The sequence below is a fragment of the Solibacillus sp. FSL W8-0372 genome, from assembly GCF_037969735.1.
In the GTDB taxonomy this organism is placed as follows: domain Bacteria; phylum Bacillota; class Bacilli; order Bacillales_A; family Planococcaceae; genus Solibacillus; species Solibacillus faecavium.
Genome location: NZ_CP150204.1, coordinates 933,515 through 952,752 on the forward strand (window position 1 = coordinate 933,515; position 19,238 = coordinate 952,752).

The following is a 19,238-nucleotide window of genomic DNA, read 5'->3' on the forward strand; positions in this document are numbered from 1 at the left end:
TATTAAAATTCTTGAGGGGAGGTGACTGATTTGTCTACAGTATTTGAGCGTGTTTCAAAAGTTATCGTTGACCGTTTAGGCGTTGACGAAAGCGAAGTGAAATTAGAAGCATCATTCCGTGAGGATTTAGGTGCAGATTCATTAGATGTTGTTGAGTTAGTAATGGAACTTGAAGATGAGTTCGATATGGAAATTTCTGATGAAGATGCTGAAAAAATTGCTACAGTTGGTAATGCAATTTCATACATCGAAAGCAAAATTAGCTAATTCATAGAATTATTGGGGCTGTATTAAAAGTCGATTTGACTTTAATACAGCCCTTTTACGTATTGGGGAGATAAACGGAGGAATGTTGCTTATTTGGAATTAGTCTCGCAGCAAAATATAAGTTTTCAGTGCCCTCCTAAAATAAGGGGAGATTTTTACCGTTATTTGAATGATGTAGTCCATTTTTAGGATAAATCAGGGAACGTTTTACCGTTATTTAAATAAAATCGTGAAATTTTATGTTTTTTTGATCAATAACGGAAATTACTTCCCTTATTTTTGCTGCTTTTTATTTTATTTTCGAAATAAGGGGAATTCATTCCGTTATTTATCTCCTTCCGCAATTCAATCTCTCTCCCCCACTTATAGTATGAACCACTTATTTTACTTCCCCATCCAACCAAAATTCAGGAAGGGGGTAATTAACTGATTTTTCAGGGGAATTGCAAGATTTTATTGGATAAACAAAATAAAAAGGATTTCGGAACTATTTTGGCTGATACCCTTTGCACAATACTATATAACAAGGTAAACTAAACGTGAGAAACTAATAGGAAGGCAGAAACTCTATGACCCAAAGAAGAAAAGGGAACAACCACAAACCTGGTGTACTCCCTGATAAAGTAAAATCACAATTCCAAATTTTCCAAGACGAAATGAATATTCATTTTCAAAATAAAGCTTTATTATATCAAGCTTTTACGCATTCATCCTATGTGAATGAGCATCGCCGCAAATTATTTACGGACAACGAACGATTAGAATTTTTAGGGGACGCTGTACTAGAATTATCTGTATCCAAATATTTATTTGAAAAATTCCCAAATATGAGTGAAGGTGAGCTTACTAAATTACGTGCATCAATTGTATGTGAGCCATCGCTCGTTGTATTTGCGAATGAACTTGATTTTGGACAATATGTTTTATTAGGTAAAGGGGAAGAGCTAACTGGTGGTCGTGAACGTCCAGCACTACTTGCTGACGTATTTGAATCATTTATTGGTGCCCTTTATTTAGATCAAGGCTTAGATGTAGTTGTCGCCTTTTTAGAGCGTATCGTATTCCCTAAAGTTGAAGTCGGTGCTTTTTCGCATGTGATGGATTTTAAAAGTCAATTGCAAGAAATTATACAGCAAACAAATAACGGTCTTTTATACTACGAAATTGTTGATGAAAAAGGTCCGGCACACAATAGAACGTTTGTTTCTCGTGTGCTGCTAAATGATGACGAATTAGGTATTGGCCGTGGAAAATCAAAGAAAGAGGCTGAGCAGCAAGCGGCGCAAAGTGCCATGCTAATGCTTAAGCAGTCAAAGCAAGAGGGGGAATAACATGTTCCTTAAGAGACTCGAAGTAATAGGTTTTAAATCTTTTGCCGAGCGAATCGGAATTGATTTTGTTCCGGGTGTTACAGCAGTTGTAGGACCAAATGGTAGTGGGAAAAGTAATGTAACAGATGCTGTTCGCTGGGTTTTAGGTGAACAGTCTGTTAAAAGTTTACGTGGTGCTAAAATGGAAGATGTTATTTTTGCAGGAAGCGAATCACGTAAAGCATTGAATTTTGCAGAAGTAACACTTGTACTGGATAATACGGATCAGCAAGTAGCGATACCATACACTGAAGTTAGCGTAACAAGACGTGTATACCGTTCGGGTGAGAGTGAATATCTGCTTAATAATCAGCAATGCCGCCTAAAGGATATAACGGACCTGTTTATGGATTCAGGGCTTGGAAAAGAAGCTTTTTCTATTATTTCGCAAGGACGCGTTGATGAAATTTTAAACAGTCGTCCCGATGATCGCCGCAGTATTTTTGAAGAAGCAGCTGGTGTACTGAAGTACAAACAACGCAAGAAAAAAGCGGAGCATAAGCTTGTTGAAACGGATGAGAATTTAAATCGTGTTCTGGATATTCTGCATGAAATTGATCAGCGTCTGGAACCGTTAAAAATTCAAGCATCGAGCGCAAAAGATTATGTTCGAATGACAGAGGAATTAAAAGACTTTGATATTGCATTAATGGTGCATGATATCAGTGCATTTGAAAATACATTGCAAAATTACAATCAAGAACAGCAAAAGTTAAATACGTCCGAGAAGGAACATGCAATCGAAATATCAAAAGTTGAGCAACAGTTGCGTAAAATGCGTAATGAGTTAAAAGCAATTGATGATGTATTGGATAGTTCCCAAGAACAGCTTGTTGAAGCCAGTGCGGAAGTAGAACGATGGGAAGGACGAAAAGCGCTCTTTAATGAAAAGCGCTCCAATGCCGAAAAGCAAGCGCAACAATTGCGTGAAACTTTAACAGAAGCATCGAACACTGTTATTGAGTTGGAACAGGCAAAACTGGAAAAACATCAGCAATTTACTGAAAAACAAAAAATAGTTTCGCAAATTCGCTCTACCCTGAAACAAGTCGATCAGGCATTGACACGTTCAGCGTCTGAAATTGAGCAAGAAATTGAAGAAGCAAAAAATACGTATATCAATTTGCTTAATGAAGAGGCAACAGTTAAAAACGAATTAAAGCATATTGAGCAACAATTAACACAAGAGCAAGCATCTGTTGAACGAATGACAGGTCGTTCTTCGGAAGTCCAAAAAGATCTGACGGAAGCCCTATTGGCAAAGGAAACGACAGAGCAGGCACTTCAGCAGACGTCACTATCTGTTAAAGAGCAACTTAGCCAATTTGATGTCATGCAAGCACAATTAAAAACAGCTTCGTCCGATTTAGATGAAAAGCAGGCACTATTATATAAAGCGTATCAACACCATCAGCAATTAAAGGCACGAAAAGAAACATTAGCCGAATTAGAGGCTGACTTCTCCGGATTTTTCCATGGCGTTAAGGAAGTGTTGTTAGCGCGGGATCGCGGGGAACTGCATGGTATTGAAGGCGCTGTAGCAGAACTAATTCAAGTTGAAGCAAAGTATTCTCAAGCAATTGAAACCGCATTAGGTGCAGCATCTCAGCATATTGTTACAGTAAACGAACAACATGCTCAAAAGGCAATAAGCTGGCTAAAGCAAAAGCGGGCAGGACGTGCAACATTTCTACCGAAAACAGTTATGCGTTCCCGAAAAATTAATGCACAACAACTGAGTGATATTCAATCACACCCGGCTTATATTGCATTAGGATATGAGCTTGTTAGCTATGCGCAGGAAAATACGACAATAATTGAAAATCTTTTAGGTAATGTACTTGTAGCCTCTTCATTAGAAGGCGCGAGTCAAATAGCTCGTTTATGTGGCTTTAAATACCGTGTTGTCACTCTTGAAGGGGATATCGTCAATGCAGGTGGTTCGTTGACAGGTGGTGCTTTAAAGCAACAAAGCTCACTATTTTCACGGAAAGCCGAGCTTGATAAACTTGTCGCTACATTAGAGGGAATGGAAGCAACAATCCGATCTGCCGAGCAGACAGTAGCAAAGAAAAAAGAACAAATTGCCGAAATGCGTCATGCATTGGAAGAGTTGAAGCTGCAAGGTGAGGCGATGCGGGAGCAAGAGCAGATTCATCGAGCAAAGCTTTTAGAGTTGGATATGATTGTAAAAAGTTTGCAAACGACTGCTACGATTACACAATCGGAGCAATCATCCGTTTCTACAAGGAAGCAATCGTTAAGTGTTGAGCAAAAAATTGCACAAAAACGATTAGCAGAATTGAGCGAAGAATTGCAGGAAATACAGCAAACGGTTGATGAACTCACACTCGCTAAAACTCAAAGTGAAACGCAAAAAGATGTATTGCGTGAACAGTTGGCAGTCCAACGATCAGAACTTGCAGTTGCACAAGAACAGTTAACACAAGTACAGGCATCCATTGCAGGAATTGAGCTTAACTTAGCGAAAGCACAAAATACGGTCGAAAAAATTTCCCAGGAAATAGAGTGGATCGAATCTGAAGATGGGTTAAACGGTCCTTCTGCAGATGAGTTGGCACAAACGATTATTCAATGGGTGACGAAAAAGGATGCATTAACAGATATTATTCAAAAAAACCGTACAACTCGTTCCGTTCTACACGAACAAATTACGGAAAATGAAATTCATTTACAGGAAATTCAGCGTGTACATAAAAGTTATGTGGATGCATTGCGATCGTTAGAATTAAAGCGCAGTCGTACTGAATTTGAAATGAATAATTTACAAGAGCAGCTACTTGAACAGTATGAGCTGGACTTCTTGACTGCTCAGGACGAAGTAATTGATATAGAGAACGAAGAAGATGTACGCCGTAAAGTAAAACTGTTAAAACAATCGATCGAGGAACTCGGTCCAGTTAACTTGTCAGCAATCGAAGAGTATGATCGTGTGCAGGAACGTTATACATTTTTAAGTGAACAACGAGAAGATTTAGTCTCTGCAAAAGATACGCTCCACAAAGCGATTGGTGAGATGGATGAAGAAATGACGGAACGGTTTAGCGACACATTTAGGCAAATTCGTCAGCAATTCGTTATTTCATTCAGGGAATTATTTGGAGGCGGTACAGCAGATTTAGTGTTGGTGGATCCAAATAATATGCTAGAGACAGGCATTGAAATTATTGCTCAACCACCAGGTAAAAAACTGCAGAGCTTAAGTTTGCTCTCAGGTGGTGAACGTGCATTGACAGCCATTGCTTTATTATTTGCTATATTAAATACGCGGCCTGTTCCATTCTGTATTTTGGATGAGGTTGAGGCGGCATTGGACGAATCGAATGTAGCCCGATATAGCGATTATTTACGTAAATATAGTGAGCATACACAATTTATCGTCATTACTCACCGTAAAGGTACGATGGAAGGTGCGGATGTTCTATATGGTATTACAATGCAGGAATCAGGTGTGTCGAAGCTTGTTTCGGTAAAACTGGAAGAACAAACGGAATTAGTAATGTAAGGGAGTGTCATAAATGAGCTTTTTTAAACGACTAAAAGAAAAGCTAACTGGCGGCAACGAGGAACTGGAACAAAAAGTTGACCAACCAGAGCTTGATGAACAGCAACCGGCTGATAAGCCCGAACCTGAATTAATTGAAGAAACGGCAGTTCAAAACTCCGTGGAACAAGAAGCGGTTGAAGTAGAAGCTTCAAATCAAGAAGAATCGACTCCTCAGGAAGAACCGGAACTGAGCGATAATGATACAGCGTTAGTAGTTGTTGAGGAGCAAGTGGAAGAAAAGAAACCTTCCGCATGGTCCATAACACAAAAATTCAAAGCCGGTTTGGAAAAGACGCGTAATTCATTTACTTCCAAAGTGAATGATTTAGTAGCCCGTTACCGTAAAGTTGACGAAGATTTCTTTGAAGAACTTGAGGAATTACTACTACAGGCAGACGTAGGCTTTGAAACGGTTATGGATTTAATGGATAAGTTGCGCTACGAAGTACAGCGTCAAAATATTAAAGATACAAACGGTATTCAATCTATTATTTCTGAGAAATTAGTTGAAATTTATGAGTCTGGAGAAGAAAACTTAACGGACTTAAATATTCAGCAAGATGGCGATTTAACGGTTATTTTGTTCGTAGGTGTTAATGGCGTTGGTAAAACAACGACAATTGGTAAATTAGCGCATCGTATGAAATCTGAAGGTAAATCGGTTATGCTTGCTGCGGGAGATACATTCCGTGCGGGCGCAATTGATCAATTACAAGTGTGGGGCGAACGTGTTGGCGTGGAAGTAATTGCGCAATCAGAAGGTTCTGATCCTGCAGCAGTAATGTATGATGCAATTCGTGCAGCGAAAAAACGCGGTGTTGATATTTTAATTTGTGATACAGCAGGTCGTTTGCAAAATAAAGTGAACTTGATGAACGAACTTCAAAAAGTACACCGTGTCATTTCACGCGAGATTCCAAATGCACCTCATGAAGTACTATTGGCATTGGATGCAACAACAGGTCAAAACGCGCTTGTACAGGCACAAACTTTTAAAGAAGTAACGAATGTTACAGGCATTGTGTTAACGAAATTGGATGGTACTGCTAAAGGTGGTATTGTATTAGCTATTCGTAATAAATTGCATATTCCGGTAAAATTCGTTGGTCTTGGTGAAAAAATGGATGACTTACAGCCATTTGATGCAGAACGTTATGTATATGGATTATTTGCTGAAGGTCTGGAAAAAGAACTAGAGAAAATAGAAGATTAAATATAAGCGAGCAACAGATGGAATTTGTTGCTCGTTTTTTCCGTTAACATATCTCTTGGACAAGGAGATTACCTTGACAGTAAGTGCTCACAAGATTATGATAAGATAGACAAATTATGATTGGAGAGATAAAAATGCTACTTGAAAAAACAACACGCATGAACTTTCTCTTCGACTTTTATCAAGCATTATTAACTGACAAACAGCGCAGCTATATGGAACTTTATTACTTAGACGATCACTCGTTAGGAGAAATCGCCGAAAGTTATAATATTTCACGCCAGGCTGTTTATGATAATATTCGCCGTACTGAGGCGATGCTTGAAGAATATGAAGATAAATTAAATTTATTCGAAAAGTTTCAACAACGTCAACAAGTGCTAAAACAATTGACGGATGCGATACAAGATGAGGCTTCTACAATAGAAGCGAAACTGGCATTGGTTGAACAATTAAAGGAATCGGATTAGGAGGCGAACGAGTTGGCTTTTGAAGGTTTAGCAGAGCGACTCCAAGGTACGATCCAAAAGATTAAAGGTAAAGGGAAAGTTACGGAACAAGACGTTAAAGAAATGATGCGTGAAGTCCGATTTGCCTTAATCGAAGCGGACGTAAACTTAAAAGTAGTAAAAGAGTTCGTTAAAAAGGTTAGTGAGCGTGCGGTAGGCGTCGACGTTATGAAGTCATTAACGCCTGGTCAGCAAGTCATTAAAATTGTACAGGATGAATTGAAGAACTTAATGGGTGGAGAACAAAGCCCTATTAAATTTAGCAACCGTCCCCCAACAGTCATTATGATGGTGGGGTTACAAGGTGCCGGTAAAACGACGACTACAGGTAAATTGGCAAATGTATTACGTAAAAAATACAATAAAAAACCACTATTAGTAGCAGCGGATGTATACCGTCCAGCCGCTGTTCAGCAATTACAGACAATAGGGAAACAGCTATCTTTACCAGTGTTCTCACTTGGTACAGATGTCTCTCCAGTTGAAATTGCACGTCAAGCGATTGAACATGCAAAAGAAGAGCATCATGATGTTGTATTAATCGATACAGCTGGTCGTCTCCATATTGATGAAGAGCTGATGCAGGAACTGAAAGACATTCGCGGATTAAAAGAGCCGGACGAAGTATTTTTAGTTGTAGATGCGATGACAGGTCAAGATGCGGTAAATGTTGCGCAAAACTTTAATGAAGCAGTCGGCATTACGGGCGTTGTTTTAACAAAATTAGATGGGGATACACGTGGTGGTGCGGCTTTATCAATCCGTGCCGTTACTGAAAAGCCGATCAAATTTGTTGGTATGGGCGAAAAAATGGATGCATTGGAGCCATTCCATCCAGAACGCATGGCATCACGTATTCTAGGTATGGGTGACGTGTTATCACTCATTGAAAAAGCACAGGCGAACGTTGATATGGAAAAAGCGAAAGAACTTGAAGAAAAGTTTATGACGCAATCATTCACGTTTGACGACTTTATTGAGCAGCTTCAAGCCGTGAAAAAAATGGGACCGCTGGATGAATTACTAAAAATGATTCCAGGTGCGAACAAAATGAAGGGCTTAGATAATGTCAAAGTCGATGAAAAGCAAATGGGGCGCATTGAAGCGATTATTTATTCGATGACACCAAAAGAAAAGACAAACCCTGAAATTATTTCGGCGAGCCGCAAAAAACGTATCGCAACTGGTTCAGGGACGACAATTCAAGAAGTAAACCGCTTATTGAAGCAGTTTGAAGATATGAAAAAAATGATGAAACAAATGACAGGTATGACGCAGGGTAAAGGTAAGAAAAAGATGAAAATGCCTGGTTTAGATTCGTTATTTAAATAAAAAAATAGGGTGTTAAGAAAAAACACTTTACAAACCACTAAGACATTGATAATATAATATCTTGTGTGAAACTTATTCGGAGGTGCTATATAAAATGGCAGTTAAAATTCGCTTAAAACGTATGGGAGCTAAAAAATCTCCTTTCTATCGTATCGTAGTTGCAGACGCTCGTTCACCACGTGACGGTCGTCAAATCGAAACAGTAGGTACTTACAACCCACTTACAGTTCCAGCTACAGTACAAATCGATGAAGAGAAAGCTCTTAAATGGTTAGCTGATGGTGCAAAACCATCTGATACTGTACGTAACCTGTTCTCAGAACAAGGTATCATGGAGAAATTCCATAACGCTAAATACAGCAAATAATTCAATGATTAATTCGGAGGTGGCATTATGCAGCAGCTGATTGAAGCAATTGTTAAACCATTAGTCGATTATCCTGAAGACGTTCGTATTGAGACGGACGAAACTTCAAATCGAGTTGTTTATAAGCTTTTTGTTCATCCAGAGGATCGAGGGAAAGTAATAGGCAAGCAAGGACGTGTTGCGAAGGCAATTCGTACGATTGTGTACTCAGCAGCGGGCGGCCACCAGAAGAAAAAGACGTATGTCGATATATTGGATTAATAAAAGAAGGGTGGCATTTTGCTAACCCTTCTTTTTTTGTTATGATAATTCAATCAGCAATATTTTATTGAACAATTACAACTAGTTGATTGGAATGGAGGTGGCGACTCCAGCGGGAAGAGCAAAATTTATTTTGCGACGAAAGCGTAGCGTCAGGAGCACCGTCGCCTGAGACGTTCGTGTAAGGCCGTGCCCGCGGAAAGCGTCCGCCGAAATGGAAATCAACGGGATATTAAAGGTGGAATATATATGGAATGGTTTAATGTAGGACGTATTGTAAATACACATGGAGTTCGTGGAGAACTTCGGATTTTATCGACAACAGATTTTGAAGAAGAGCGTTTTGCTGTAGGTTCTAAATTAGCGGCATTTAAAAAGGATGATAAAAAGCCGACTTGGGTAACAATCGCTTCATCACGTCGCCATAAAAACTTTATTTTAGTAACATTTGAAGGAATGGAAAACATTAACCTAGTGGAGCCTTTTAAGGAAGGTCTACTGAAAATAACGATGGACCAGCTAGAAGAAGACGAGCTAGATGAAAACGAATACTATCACTTTGAAATTAAAGATTGTGAAGTGTTTTCGGAAGAAGGCGAATTAATTGGAGTTGTAACCGACATTCTGGAAACAGGTGCTAATGATGTTTGGGAAGTTAAAGCATCAGGCGGTAAAAAGCATTATATTCCTTATATTGAGGATATCGTAAAAGAAATCGATGTCGAAGAGAAGAAAATTATTATACATGTAATGGAAGGTCTATTAGAATGAAGATTCATGTATTGAGTTTATTTCCTGACATGTTTTCCGGTGTCTTTGGTGCATCGATATTAAAAAAGGCTCAGGAAAAAGGTGCGGTGGAGTTAGCAGTAACAGATATTCGGGACTATAGTGAAAATAAGCATAAGCAAGTTGATGACTACCCATATGGTGGTGGTGCAGGAATGGTATTAAAGCCAGAGCCAATGTTTAATGCTGTTGAGGCTATTACAGAAGGCCGCAAGCCACGCGTTATTTTAATGTGCCCACAAGGTGAGCGCTTCACCCAGAAAAAGGCAGAGGAATTAGCGAAGGAAGAAGATTTAGTATTCCTATGTGGTCATTATGAAGGGTATGATGAGCGTATTCGTCAATACCTTGTAACAGATGAAATTTCCATTGGAGACTTCGTGTTGACGGGTGGAGAGCTTCCAGCGATGACGGTGATCGACGCAGTGGTTCGCTTATTGCCAGGGGTACTTGGGCAGGAAGATTCACATATCCAGGATTCATTTTCTACAGGGCTACTAGAGCATCCACATTATACACGACCGGCTGATTTTAGAGGCATGAAAGTACCGGATATACTGTTGTCAGGTAATCACGCGAAAATTGATGCCTGGCGTGAGGAACAATCATTTGTCCGTACATTGGAACGCAGACCCGATTTGTTCGATGCATTAGAATTGACGGATAAACAATTGAAATTGCTTGAAAAGATTAAGAGTGAAATGTAAAGCAAAACTACTTGCAAGCTTGTAAAATTTATGATAAGATTCATTTTGTGCTTCTATGTAGGCACTGAATTACGGTGTTCCGCTGTGGCTGAGATTAGCGTGCAAGAGCATCTGTCCAAGGAGAGAAAACAATGTCAAACATTATTACAGAGATCACTAAAGATCAATTACGTTCAGACTTACCGTCATTCAAACCAGGTGACACAGTTAAGGTACACGTTAAAATCGTTGAGGGTACTCGTGAGCGTATCCAATTATTCGAAGGTGTAGTTATTAAACGTCGTGGTGGCGGAATTAGCGAAACTTTCACAGTACGTAAAATTTCTTACGGCGTTGGTGTAGAGCGTACTTTCCCAGTACACACTCCAAAAATCGCTAATTTAGATGTAGTTCGTAAAGGTAAAGTACGTCGTGCTAAACTTTACTACCTACGTAACCTACGTGGTAAAGCTGCTCGTATTAAAGAAATTCGATAAGAACTATTTAGAAGGGGCTTGTATCTACAAGTCCCTTTCTTTCTTTCTCAAATAAATTGTATTAAATATACGTTTAAACACATAAAGCATATTAGTTGGATAAATAAATATAGGTTAGATTTTTGCTTGAAATACATATTTCGTATACAATAAATGTGATGAGCAAGGGGGATAGCTACGTGGAAAAAACTGAAAAAGAAAAAAATGAGCTGTGGGAATGGACAAAAGCTCTACTTATTGCGTTTGCAATTGCCGCATTTATTCGCTACTTTTTATTTACACCGATTGTAGTAGATGGGGATTCAATGATGCCAACCCTTGAGAATGGTGATCGGATGATTGTTAACAAATTTAGCTATAAAATCGGCGAGCCTAGTCGTTTTGACATCGTCGTATTCCACGCACCTGAACAAAAAGATTATATAAAACGCGTCATTGGCGTTCCAGGGGACTTTGTGGAATATAAAGATGACCAATTATACATTAATGGTGAAGCAATTGATGAGCCATATTTAGATGCATATAAAGCACAAATTAGCGAAGGCAACTTAACAGGTGACTTCTCCCTAAAAGATATTGATCCATCATTAGATGTAATTCCGGAAGGTTATGTATTCGTAATGGGTGATAACCGACGCTTCAGTAAAGATAGTCGTCATATCGGTATTGTAGAACAAAAGGAAATTATCGGTAATACGAGTATTATTTTCTGGCCATTAAGCGAGATTGAAATCGTAAAATAATATTTATCATTCTAAATTATAAATATTGTCTAAAATGAGGGGGATAGTTTAAACTCCTCATTTTTTTGTTTAAGAAATTATCATCATGACAATTGGAATAACTAAGCAATGGGTTTCTATTTTTAAAAAAATCGAGATGTCTGGGCTGAAAAAAGTAACACAATTGTGTGTGAATAAAGAGATGAATTATTTTCAGGAGGGTACTAATATGACAATTCAATGGTTTCCGGGACATATGGCAAAGGCGCGCCGTCAAGTATCGGAAAGTTTAAAGCTTGTAGATATTATTTTTGAACTGGTGGATGCACGTTTGCCTTTATCATCACGTAATCCGATGATTGATGAGGTAATTCACCAAAAACCACGTCTACTCGTTTTAAATAAACAAGATATGGCAGATGAGCATGAAACACGGCGCTGGATTCAATATTTCGCCGATAGAGGCTTCAAGGCAGTAGCTATCAACTCATTGGAAGGCAAAGGCTTACAGGCAGTAACAAAAGCTGCACAGGAGATTCTAGCTGACAAATGGGACCGTATGCGATCAAAAGGTATGAAGCCCCGTGCAATTCGGGCAATGATTGTAGGGATTCCGAATGTAGGGAAATCAACATTGATTAACCGTTTGGCAAAGAAAAACTTAGCGAAGACGGGAAATACACCAGGGATTACGAAGGCACAGCAATGGATTAAAGTCGGCAAGGAAATAGAACTTCTTGATACGCCAGGTATATTATGGCCAAAGTTTGAAGATCAGGAAGTAGGCTACAAGCTTGCTCTAACAGGTGCCATTAAAGATACAATTACTAATATGGAAGACTTGGCTGTATATGGCTTAAACTTTTTAGCGTTACATTACCCAGCCCGAATGGAAGAACGGTATAAAATTTCTTCTGTGTCTGAAGAGTTAGTTGAAACGTTTGATGCCATTGGAAAATTACGTCGTGTATTTGGACAAGGTGGAGAAATTGATTACGATCAAGTAGCAGTGTTGATTGTACGTGATATTCGTGATCAACATCTAGGAAAGCTCACATTCGACTTTGTATCTGAGCAAATTGAAAAAGAACAATTAGCAGAAGCGATTGAAAAAGAAAACGAAGAACGTCGAAAAAAAACAGCAGAACTTCGCCGCCAACAAAAACAGGAAACCGAGCAATAAAATTAGGAACAAAGCCTTTTTCATTATTTGAAAAAGGTTTTTTCTTTTATAATGAAAAGAATAGACGATATAACAGTTAGAACTATAGTTAAGTTGATTGGAGTTAAGGGCAATAACAAATAATATACCCATATGAAAATCAACTCTATAAAATTACAGTGAACTTATTAGATTAGAGGAATATAAATGAAAACAATCAAAGAGATTACAGAAGTATTAAAAGGATCTACGCAAATTGAGCCGTGGATGGATGAAATTGCACAAGATGACCGTGCAGGTGTAGTGAAAGTATGGGCGCAGTTTCAAAAACGTTTAGAAAAAATAGAGGTACTGCAAAAAGCACATGATGAAAAACTACAATTTGATGCAGGCTACCTACCATATGAAGATGCTTATATAGCAGGTACTGATGAGGCAGGACGAGGTCCATTAGCAGGACCTGTTGTAACAGCAGCAGTTATTTTGCCAAACTACTGTCAAGAGTTGCTAGGTGTTAATGATTCGAAGCTATTGTCAAAGGAAAAGCGTAAAGAGTATGCCGAGCGAATTAAAAAACATGCACTATACTATGCCGTTCATTTCCAAAGTGTTGAAGAAATTGATCGACTTAATATATATGAGGCGACACGGCAATCGATGTTAAAAAGTATAGAAGCACTTGAGGCAACGCCACATTTTATTTTAGCGGATGCAATGTCGCTTCCAGTAGCGATTCCCCAAGCTTCAATAATAAAAGGTGATGCACGCAGCTTAGCAATTGCAGCGGCGTCCATTTTAGCAAAGACAGCACGTGATGAGTATATGGAAAACTTGGATATACAATACCCTCAATACGGATTTGCCCAACATGCTGGCTATGGTACAAAGCAACATTTAGAAGCACTCCAGCAGCATGGACCGACAGTTCATCACCGAAAAACATTTGAACCGATTAAATCGATGCTTCAAAGAAGGGAGTAACGCATGAACTTTGCATCATCAAATTCCATTCAAACGAATATGGCACAACAAACGACAGTAAATCAGCCATTATCATTGAAACAAGATCAAATATTTCACGGGACGATTAAGCAGCTGTATCCAAATCAAATGGCGGAAGTTCAAGTCGGTAATCAAAAGCTCATGGCCAAGCTTGAGGTGCCTTTAAAGTTAGGGGACGCGCATTTCTTTCAAGTAACAGCAACTAATCCACAAACAGAGTTGAAAGTTGTAACAGGACCTATGTCGCAATCAATGACATCTGGACAACAAATATCCCAGCTATTGGACACGATGAATTTACCAAAAACAAATGAATTGCAACAAGTACTCTCGCATTTTATAAAGAACCAGCTCCCCCTTGCAAAAGAACAGTTGCTAGCTGCAGAAGGCTGGATGAAAGCCTTGCCTGCTGGAGTGGATAAAAACAATGCTCTGCAAGCATTGCAACGAATGGTTGAGTTAAAGATGCCATTTACAAATACAGTATTTCAAGCATTAACGCAAGGAATAAAAACTGATGGATTATCTACCAATTTGGCAAATTTGGCCCAGCTGTTGGCAAATCAGCCTGGTGGGAATGAAACGATTAAAACAAATTTACGTCAGCAAATTGAACTCCTTGCAAAGCCATTGAACAATGAAACAGGGGGCCTACTTCTTGCACGTGCTACACAAACATTAGTAGATAATAGTGCGCCGATTTCCTCCAAGCTTCAAGCGCTAACCATCTTAAAAGAAGCCGGTATTTTACCGCAAAATGCGAATCTACAAAATTGGCAAACTGTTAATCTGCAAGCAAACCAGCAATCTATTAATCAGTCTCCTGCAACACCGCTATTAAAGGAAGCAGGGCAAATGCTACAGCAGTTGGCCCAAACTGCTCCTAAGCATATAAAGCCGATGCTGGACCAGGTAAAGGGTTGGATTAACAATGATAATCTGTTATCCCAAACACAAAAGCAACAATTACAGCAATTATTGGGACGTTTTGAGCAGTTACCTGCAACAAGGCAGGCAATAGAAGTACTGACTAATCAAGTACAGCAACAATTGACAAGTGGTTACAGTGAAAGTGTGACGTCAAGGTTATTTGTGCAAAATGACCAGGGGATTTCAGCAAAGGATCAACTTCTTTCATTGATTAAGCCCGATTCTAATCTTACGCTAGCTGATCAGCTCTTGCGAAATTTAGTGAAAGTTACAGCTGATAGTCCACAACCAGTCATGCAAAGTACCCTTACTCAAGCTGAAGCGCAAGTACAGGCAGCGGTAGATAGCCGTGCAATGGAACAAGCAATAAAAACAATTTTAAAAGGGCTAGGAGTTAGCTATGAGGCAACGCTTGCAAATAAGGCAGGAGATATTCAGGCGATTACACAGCAGCTTAAACCGCAACTATTAGCGCTTCTTCAAGACGTACAGACACCCACGGTTTTAAAGGACACGGCTGAAATGGTAATGGCCAGGCTTAATGGCATGCAGTTGTCTTCTGGGGAAAACGGGCACCAACATCAACTTGTAATGCAACTGCCATTGGACTTTTTTGGTAAGAAAATGGATGCAACACTTCAATGGAATGGCCGCATGAAGGAAGATGGTAAAATTGATGCTAATTTTGCGCGGATTATGTTTTATTTAGATATGGAATCCCTGCAGCAAACCGTCATTGACATGCAAGTGCAAAATCGAGTAGTGACAATTAATGTATATAATGATATTCCACATTTGGATTCATTAGCTGAATCATTAAAAGCTACATTAAAAACTGGTTTACTTGAAAAGGAATATACATTGTCCGGTTTATTTATCAAACCTTTTGGAAATCAGGAATTAAAAACTGACACAAAACTTTCAAAACAATTGGAAGATCAACAAGGCGGTGTGGATATTCGGGTATGAACGAAAAAAAATATGTGCGAAAAGAAGCAATTGCCCTATCATATGATTCTCAGAAAAGTAGTGGACCTACTGTTGTCGCAAAAGGGAAAGGTAAAATTGCCGACAATATACTAGAGAAAGCCTCAATGCATGATGTGCCTATATATGAAGATCCAAACTTAGTGGAACTGCTTGGCCAACTGGATTTAAATACCTCCATACCAGAGGAACTGTATCAGGCTGTTGCTGAAGTATTTGCCTTTATTTATCACTTGGATGAGAAGCATAAGCTAACGCTAAATAAGTGAAATTTATCTATTTAGTAGAATATATCTTTCAGAAAATTAAAAAATATATTTGAAGAGAATTTTTTGACATAAAATAAAGTAAAAATTGCTTGTGTGACAAATATAGACATTATCTGAATTATTGTATAAAATAGATTATGTTAGTAGAATAATTTCCAAATGTCCGATGGGAGGATGTATCATGAATATCCATGAGTATCAAGGGAAAGAAATATTAAGGCAGTACGGCGTTGCGGTTCCTAAAGGGAGTGTCGCGTTTTCACCAGAAGAAGCGGTAAAGGCAGCAAAAGAACTAGGTTCAAATGTAACAGTAGTAAAAGCGCAAATCCATGCAGGTGGCCGAGGTAAAGCAGGAGGCGTAAAAATTGCGAAAAACTTAGATGAAGTTCGCTCTTACGCAAAAGAACTGCTAGGGAAAGTTTTAGTAACGCACCAAACAGGTCCAGACGGTAAAGAAGTAAAACGTCTTTATATAGAGGAAGGTTCGGACATTAAAAAAGAGTACTATTTAAGTTTAGTATTAGACCGTGCAACTTCTAGAGTAGTAATGATGGGTTCTGAAGAGGGCGGTATGGATATTGAGGAAGTAGCAGAATCTAATCCAGAAAAAATCTTCAAAGAAATAATCGATCCAGTAACAGGCTTGAATGCCTTCCAAGCACGCCGTATGGCATTCAATATGAATATTCCGGCGAAGTTAGTAAATAAAGCAGTAGGATTAATGCTTGGTATTTACAAAGCATTTATCGATAAAGATGCATCGACAGTAGAGATCAACCCGCTAGTTGTAACTGGTGATGACCAGGTAGTGGCGCTTGATGCAAAATTCAATTTTGATGCAAATGCACTGTACCGTCATAAAGATATCGTAGAATTACGTGACTTTGATGAGGAAGATGCAAAGGAAATTGAAGCCTCAAAATATGACTTAAGCTATATTTCTTTAGATGGCAACATTGGCTGTATGGTAAATGGTGCAGGTCTTGCTATGGCTACGATGGATACAATTAGCTATTATGGCGGTTCACCCGCAAACTTCCTTGATGTTGGGGGCGGTGCAACAGCTGAAAAAGTAACAGAAGCATTTAAAATTATTTTATCAGACAAAAATGTAAAAGGTATTTTTGTAAACATTTTCGGTGGAATTATGAAGTGCGATATCATTGCAGAAGGTGTTATTACAGCTGCAAAAGAAGTAGGCTTAAAAGTTCCGTTAGTTGTACGTTTGGAAGGAACGAACGTAGAACTTGGTAAAAAATTATTAAATGAATCTGGTTTAAATATTGTAGCCGCTGACTCTATGGCTGATGGCGCACAAAAAATCGTGAAATTAGTTGAATCTGAAGGCGGGGTTAAGGCATGAGCGTATTCATTAATAAAGACACAAAAGTAATCGTACAAGGGATTACAGGGGAAACAGCCCTTTTCCATACGAAACAAATGTTGGAATACGGAACAAAAATCGTTGCTGGGGTAACACCTGGTAAAGGCGGTCTAGAAATCGAGGGTGTTCCTGTATTTAATACTGTACAGGAAGCAGTAGATGCTACTGGTGCAAACGTATCGGTTATTTATGTACCGGCACCGTTTGCAGCAGATGCAATTATTGAAGCGGTTGACGCTGATTTGGATATGACTATTTGTATAACAGAGCACATTCCTGTCCTTGATATGGTAAAAGTTAAGCGCTATATGGAAGGCAAAAAAACACGTTTAGTAGGTCCAAACTGTCCTGGTGTTATTACAGCAGATGAATGCAAGATTGGTATTATGCCAGGTTATATTCATACAAAAGGGCATGTAGGCGTTGTATCTAGATCTGGAACGTTAACATATGAAGCTGTACATCAATTATCTCAAGCGGGTATTGGCCAAACAACAGCAGTAGGAATCGGTGGAGACCCAGTAAATGGTACAAACTTTATCGATTGCCTAAAAGCGTTCAATGAAGACCCTGAAACATATGCAGTAGTAATGATTGGGGAAATCGGCGGTACAGCGGAGGAAGAAGCAGCAGAGTGGATTCAGGCTAACATGACAAAACCGGTTGTAGGCTTTATCGGTGGTCAAACAGCTCCTCCAGGTAAACGTATGGGACACGCTGGTGCTATCATTTCTGGTGGTAAAGGAACAGCTGCAGAGAAAATTAAAGCGATGAACGCAGCGGGTATTGAAGTTGCCCCTACACCTTCTGTTATTGGAGAGACACTAATTAAAGTAATTAAAGAAAAAGGTCTATACGAAGTTTGTAAAACACATTAATATAAAAGATGTAGCGGTCGCCTCGCTACATCTTTTTCGTATGTCTACCTCACTATTTATAAAAGCGGTCATTTTAATTTCTTCTATTATAAAAGGAGTGTTGAAATGATGAATCACTTAAATGAACAATTATTGAAACTACACTATATCCTCCCTCTATCATGGCAAAAATTCCAAAAATTGATGACTATTTTAGAAGATTTCGACAAAATGTTACATGTTTCACCAAAAATTTTAGCGTTGCATTTAAAAATTAAAGAAGAAAAAGCCATACAGCTTCTACGTCATTATAAAGAACTATTGCCAAATTCAATAACAAGTTATTATGAGCAAGAAAATATTCACGCCATCCCCTATACAAGTCAATTTTATCCGGAACGATTGAAACAACTTTACGATGCGCCAGCAGTGCTTTATGCAAAAGGGGATATACAATTATTAAATAAATCAAAAATAATTGCGGTCATTGGTTCCAGAGGAGCAACTAGCTATAGTGAGGAAGTATTGAAAATGCTGATTCCTCCACTAATCGATGAACAATTCATCATAGTCAGCGGTCTTGCTAAAGGAGCAGACCGACTTGCACATGAGGCAACAATTGGTTATGGTGGAAAGACAATCGGTGTATTGGGACATGGTTTGTTCCATCATTATCCGAAAGAAAATATAGAATTAAGCAAGCATATGGCAAGCGAACATTTATTAGTAACAGAATACCCTCCTTATGTAGGCGTGCAAAAATGGCATTTTCCCGCACGCAACCGAATTATTAGCGGTCTAAGTGAAGCGCTTATCGTTACAGAAGCTGCACTTAAAAGCGGTACTTTAATTACTACAGAGCTTGCACTTGAACAAGGAAAAGAAGTGTTTGCGGTGCCTGGAAATATATTCAGTGAGCATTCGCGAGGTACAAATAAATTAATAAAAGAAGGGGCAATTCCGGTGTGGAATGGCTTTCAAATCCTTCAGGAATTACAAATGTTTTCAAAATATCGTTGAAAAAAAGTTGCATTATTAGCCAATCTGTTATACATTTTGCAACAGG

Annotated in this window: 19 protein-coding genes; all 19 read left to right on the forward strand. The window is 38.8% G+C overall.

All coding sequences use genetic code 11. The features are described 5' to 3' along the window. Positions 1 to 30: 30 nt before the first annotated feature. Positions 31 to 267, forward strand: a complete 237-nt coding sequence (acpP, locus tag MKY13_RS04470) for an acyl carrier protein (protein WP_191698438.1) — start codon at positions 31 to 33, stop codon at positions 265 to 267. A 569-nt stretch (positions 268 to 836) separates the two neighbouring features. Further along, positions 837 to 1,598 (forward strand): ribonuclease III, encoded by a 762-nt coding sequence (rnc, locus tag MKY13_RS04475; protein WP_191698437.1) that lies wholly within the window; start codon positions 837 to 839, stop codon positions 1,596 to 1,598. A gap of 1 nt (position 1,599) precedes the next feature. After that, positions 1,600 to 5,163, forward strand: coding sequence for a chromosome segregation protein SMC (gene smc / locus MKY13_RS04480; RefSeq protein ID WP_191698436.1), 3,564 nt, complete (start codon positions 1,600 to 1,602; stop codon positions 5,161 to 5,163). Positions 5,164 to 5,176: 13 nt separating this feature from the next. Next, a complete protein-coding gene (gene ftsY, locus MKY13_RS04485) occupies positions 5,177 to 6,418 on the forward strand; it encodes a signal recognition particle-docking protein FtsY (RefSeq protein ID WP_191698435.1) in 1,242 nt (413 codons plus the stop codon). A 134-nt stretch (positions 6,419 to 6,552) separates the two neighbouring features. Beyond that, positions 6,553 to 6,888, forward strand: a complete 336-nt coding sequence (locus tag MKY13_RS04490; protein WP_191698434.1) for a putative DNA-binding protein — start codon at positions 6,553 to 6,555, stop codon at positions 6,886 to 6,888. Between the two features lie 12 nt (positions 6,889 to 6,900). Beyond that, on the forward strand, positions 6,901 to 8,259 hold the full coding sequence (ffh, locus tag MKY13_RS04495; protein WP_191698433.1) for a signal recognition particle protein: 1,359 nt from the start codon (positions 6,901 to 6,903) through the stop codon (positions 8,257 to 8,259). A gap of 94 nt (positions 8,260 to 8,353) precedes the next feature. Beyond that, the gene (gene rpsP / locus MKY13_RS04500; RefSeq protein ID WP_191698432.1) at positions 8,354 to 8,626 is read left to right on the forward strand and encodes a 30S ribosomal protein S16; all 273 of its coding nucleotides are present in this window, start codon (positions 8,354 to 8,356) and stop codon (positions 8,624 to 8,626) included. Between the two features lie 27 nt (positions 8,627 to 8,653). Beyond that, complete coding sequence (locus MKY13_RS04505; protein WP_008403311.1) at positions 8,654 to 8,887, forward strand: KH domain-containing protein; 234 nt, start codon at positions 8,654 to 8,656, stop codon at positions 8,885 to 8,887. A gap of 249 nt (positions 8,888 to 9,136) precedes the next feature. Next, positions 9,137 to 9,658, forward strand: coding sequence for a ribosome maturation factor RimM (gene rimM / locus MKY13_RS04510; RefSeq protein ID WP_191698431.1), 522 nt, complete (start codon positions 9,137 to 9,139; stop codon positions 9,656 to 9,658). Further along, positions 9,655 to 10,383 carry a tRNA (guanosine(37)-N1)-methyltransferase TrmD gene (gene trmD / locus MKY13_RS04515; protein WP_191698430.1) on the forward strand — a complete coding sequence of 243 codons (729 nt, stop codon included), beginning with the start codon at positions 9,655 to 9,657 and terminating at the stop codon, positions 10,381 to 10,383. The genes rimM and trmD overlap by 4 nt, the downstream gene beginning before the upstream one ends. 131 nt (positions 10,384 to 10,514) lie before the next feature. Further along, positions 10,515 to 10,859 (forward strand): 50S ribosomal protein L19, encoded by a 345-nt coding sequence (rplS, locus tag MKY13_RS04520; RefSeq protein ID WP_339215479.1) that lies wholly within the window; start codon positions 10,515 to 10,517, stop codon positions 10,857 to 10,859. 179 nt (positions 10,860 to 11,038) lie between these two features. Beyond that, positions 11,039 to 11,602, forward strand: coding sequence for a signal peptidase I (gene lepB, locus MKY13_RS04525; protein ID WP_318245167.1), 564 nt, complete (start codon positions 11,039 to 11,041; stop codon positions 11,600 to 11,602). 208 nt (positions 11,603 to 11,810) lie between these two features. Next, positions 11,811 to 12,764 carry a ribosome biogenesis GTPase YlqF gene (gene ylqF / locus MKY13_RS04530; protein WP_191698428.1) on the forward strand — a complete coding sequence of 318 codons (954 nt, stop codon included), beginning with the start codon at positions 11,811 to 11,813 and terminating at the stop codon, positions 12,762 to 12,764. 186 nt (positions 12,765 to 12,950) lie between these two features. After that, positions 12,951 to 13,724: a ribonuclease HII gene (locus MKY13_RS04535; RefSeq protein WP_191698427.1), complete on the forward strand. Its 774-nt coding sequence runs from the start codon at positions 12,951 to 12,953 to the stop codon at positions 13,722 to 13,724. A gap of 3 nt (positions 13,725 to 13,727) precedes the next feature. Further along, on the forward strand, positions 13,728 to 15,644 hold the full coding sequence (locus MKY13_RS04540) for a hypothetical protein (protein ID WP_191698426.1): 1,917 nt from the start codon (positions 13,728 to 13,730) through the stop codon (positions 15,642 to 15,644). Further along, a complete protein-coding gene (locus tag MKY13_RS04545) occupies positions 15,641 to 15,931 on the forward strand; it encodes an EscU/YscU/HrcU family type III secretion system export apparatus switch protein (protein WP_191698425.1) in 291 nt (96 codons plus the stop codon). Before MKY13_RS04540 ends, MKY13_RS04545 begins: the two co-directional genes overlap by 4 nt. Before the next feature lie 181 nt (positions 15,932 to 16,112). Continuing rightward, the gene (sucC, locus tag MKY13_RS04550; RefSeq protein WP_191698424.1) at positions 16,113 to 17,294 is read left to right on the forward strand and encodes an ADP-forming succinate--CoA ligase subunit beta; all 1,182 of its coding nucleotides are present in this window, start codon (positions 16,113 to 16,115) and stop codon (positions 17,292 to 17,294) included. Beyond that, complete coding sequence (gene sucD, locus MKY13_RS04555; RefSeq protein ID WP_191698423.1) at positions 17,291 to 18,193, forward strand: succinate--CoA ligase subunit alpha; 903 nt, start codon at positions 17,291 to 17,293, stop codon at positions 18,191 to 18,193. The genes sucC and sucD overlap by 4 nt, the downstream gene beginning before the upstream one ends. A gap of 105 nt (positions 18,194 to 18,298) precedes the next feature. Continuing rightward, positions 18,299 to 19,192 (forward strand): DNA-processing protein DprA, encoded by an 894-nt coding sequence (gene dprA / locus MKY13_RS04560; RefSeq protein WP_339215483.1) that lies wholly within the window; start codon positions 18,299 to 18,301, stop codon positions 19,190 to 19,192. Positions 19,193 to 19,238 lie beyond the last annotated feature (46 nt).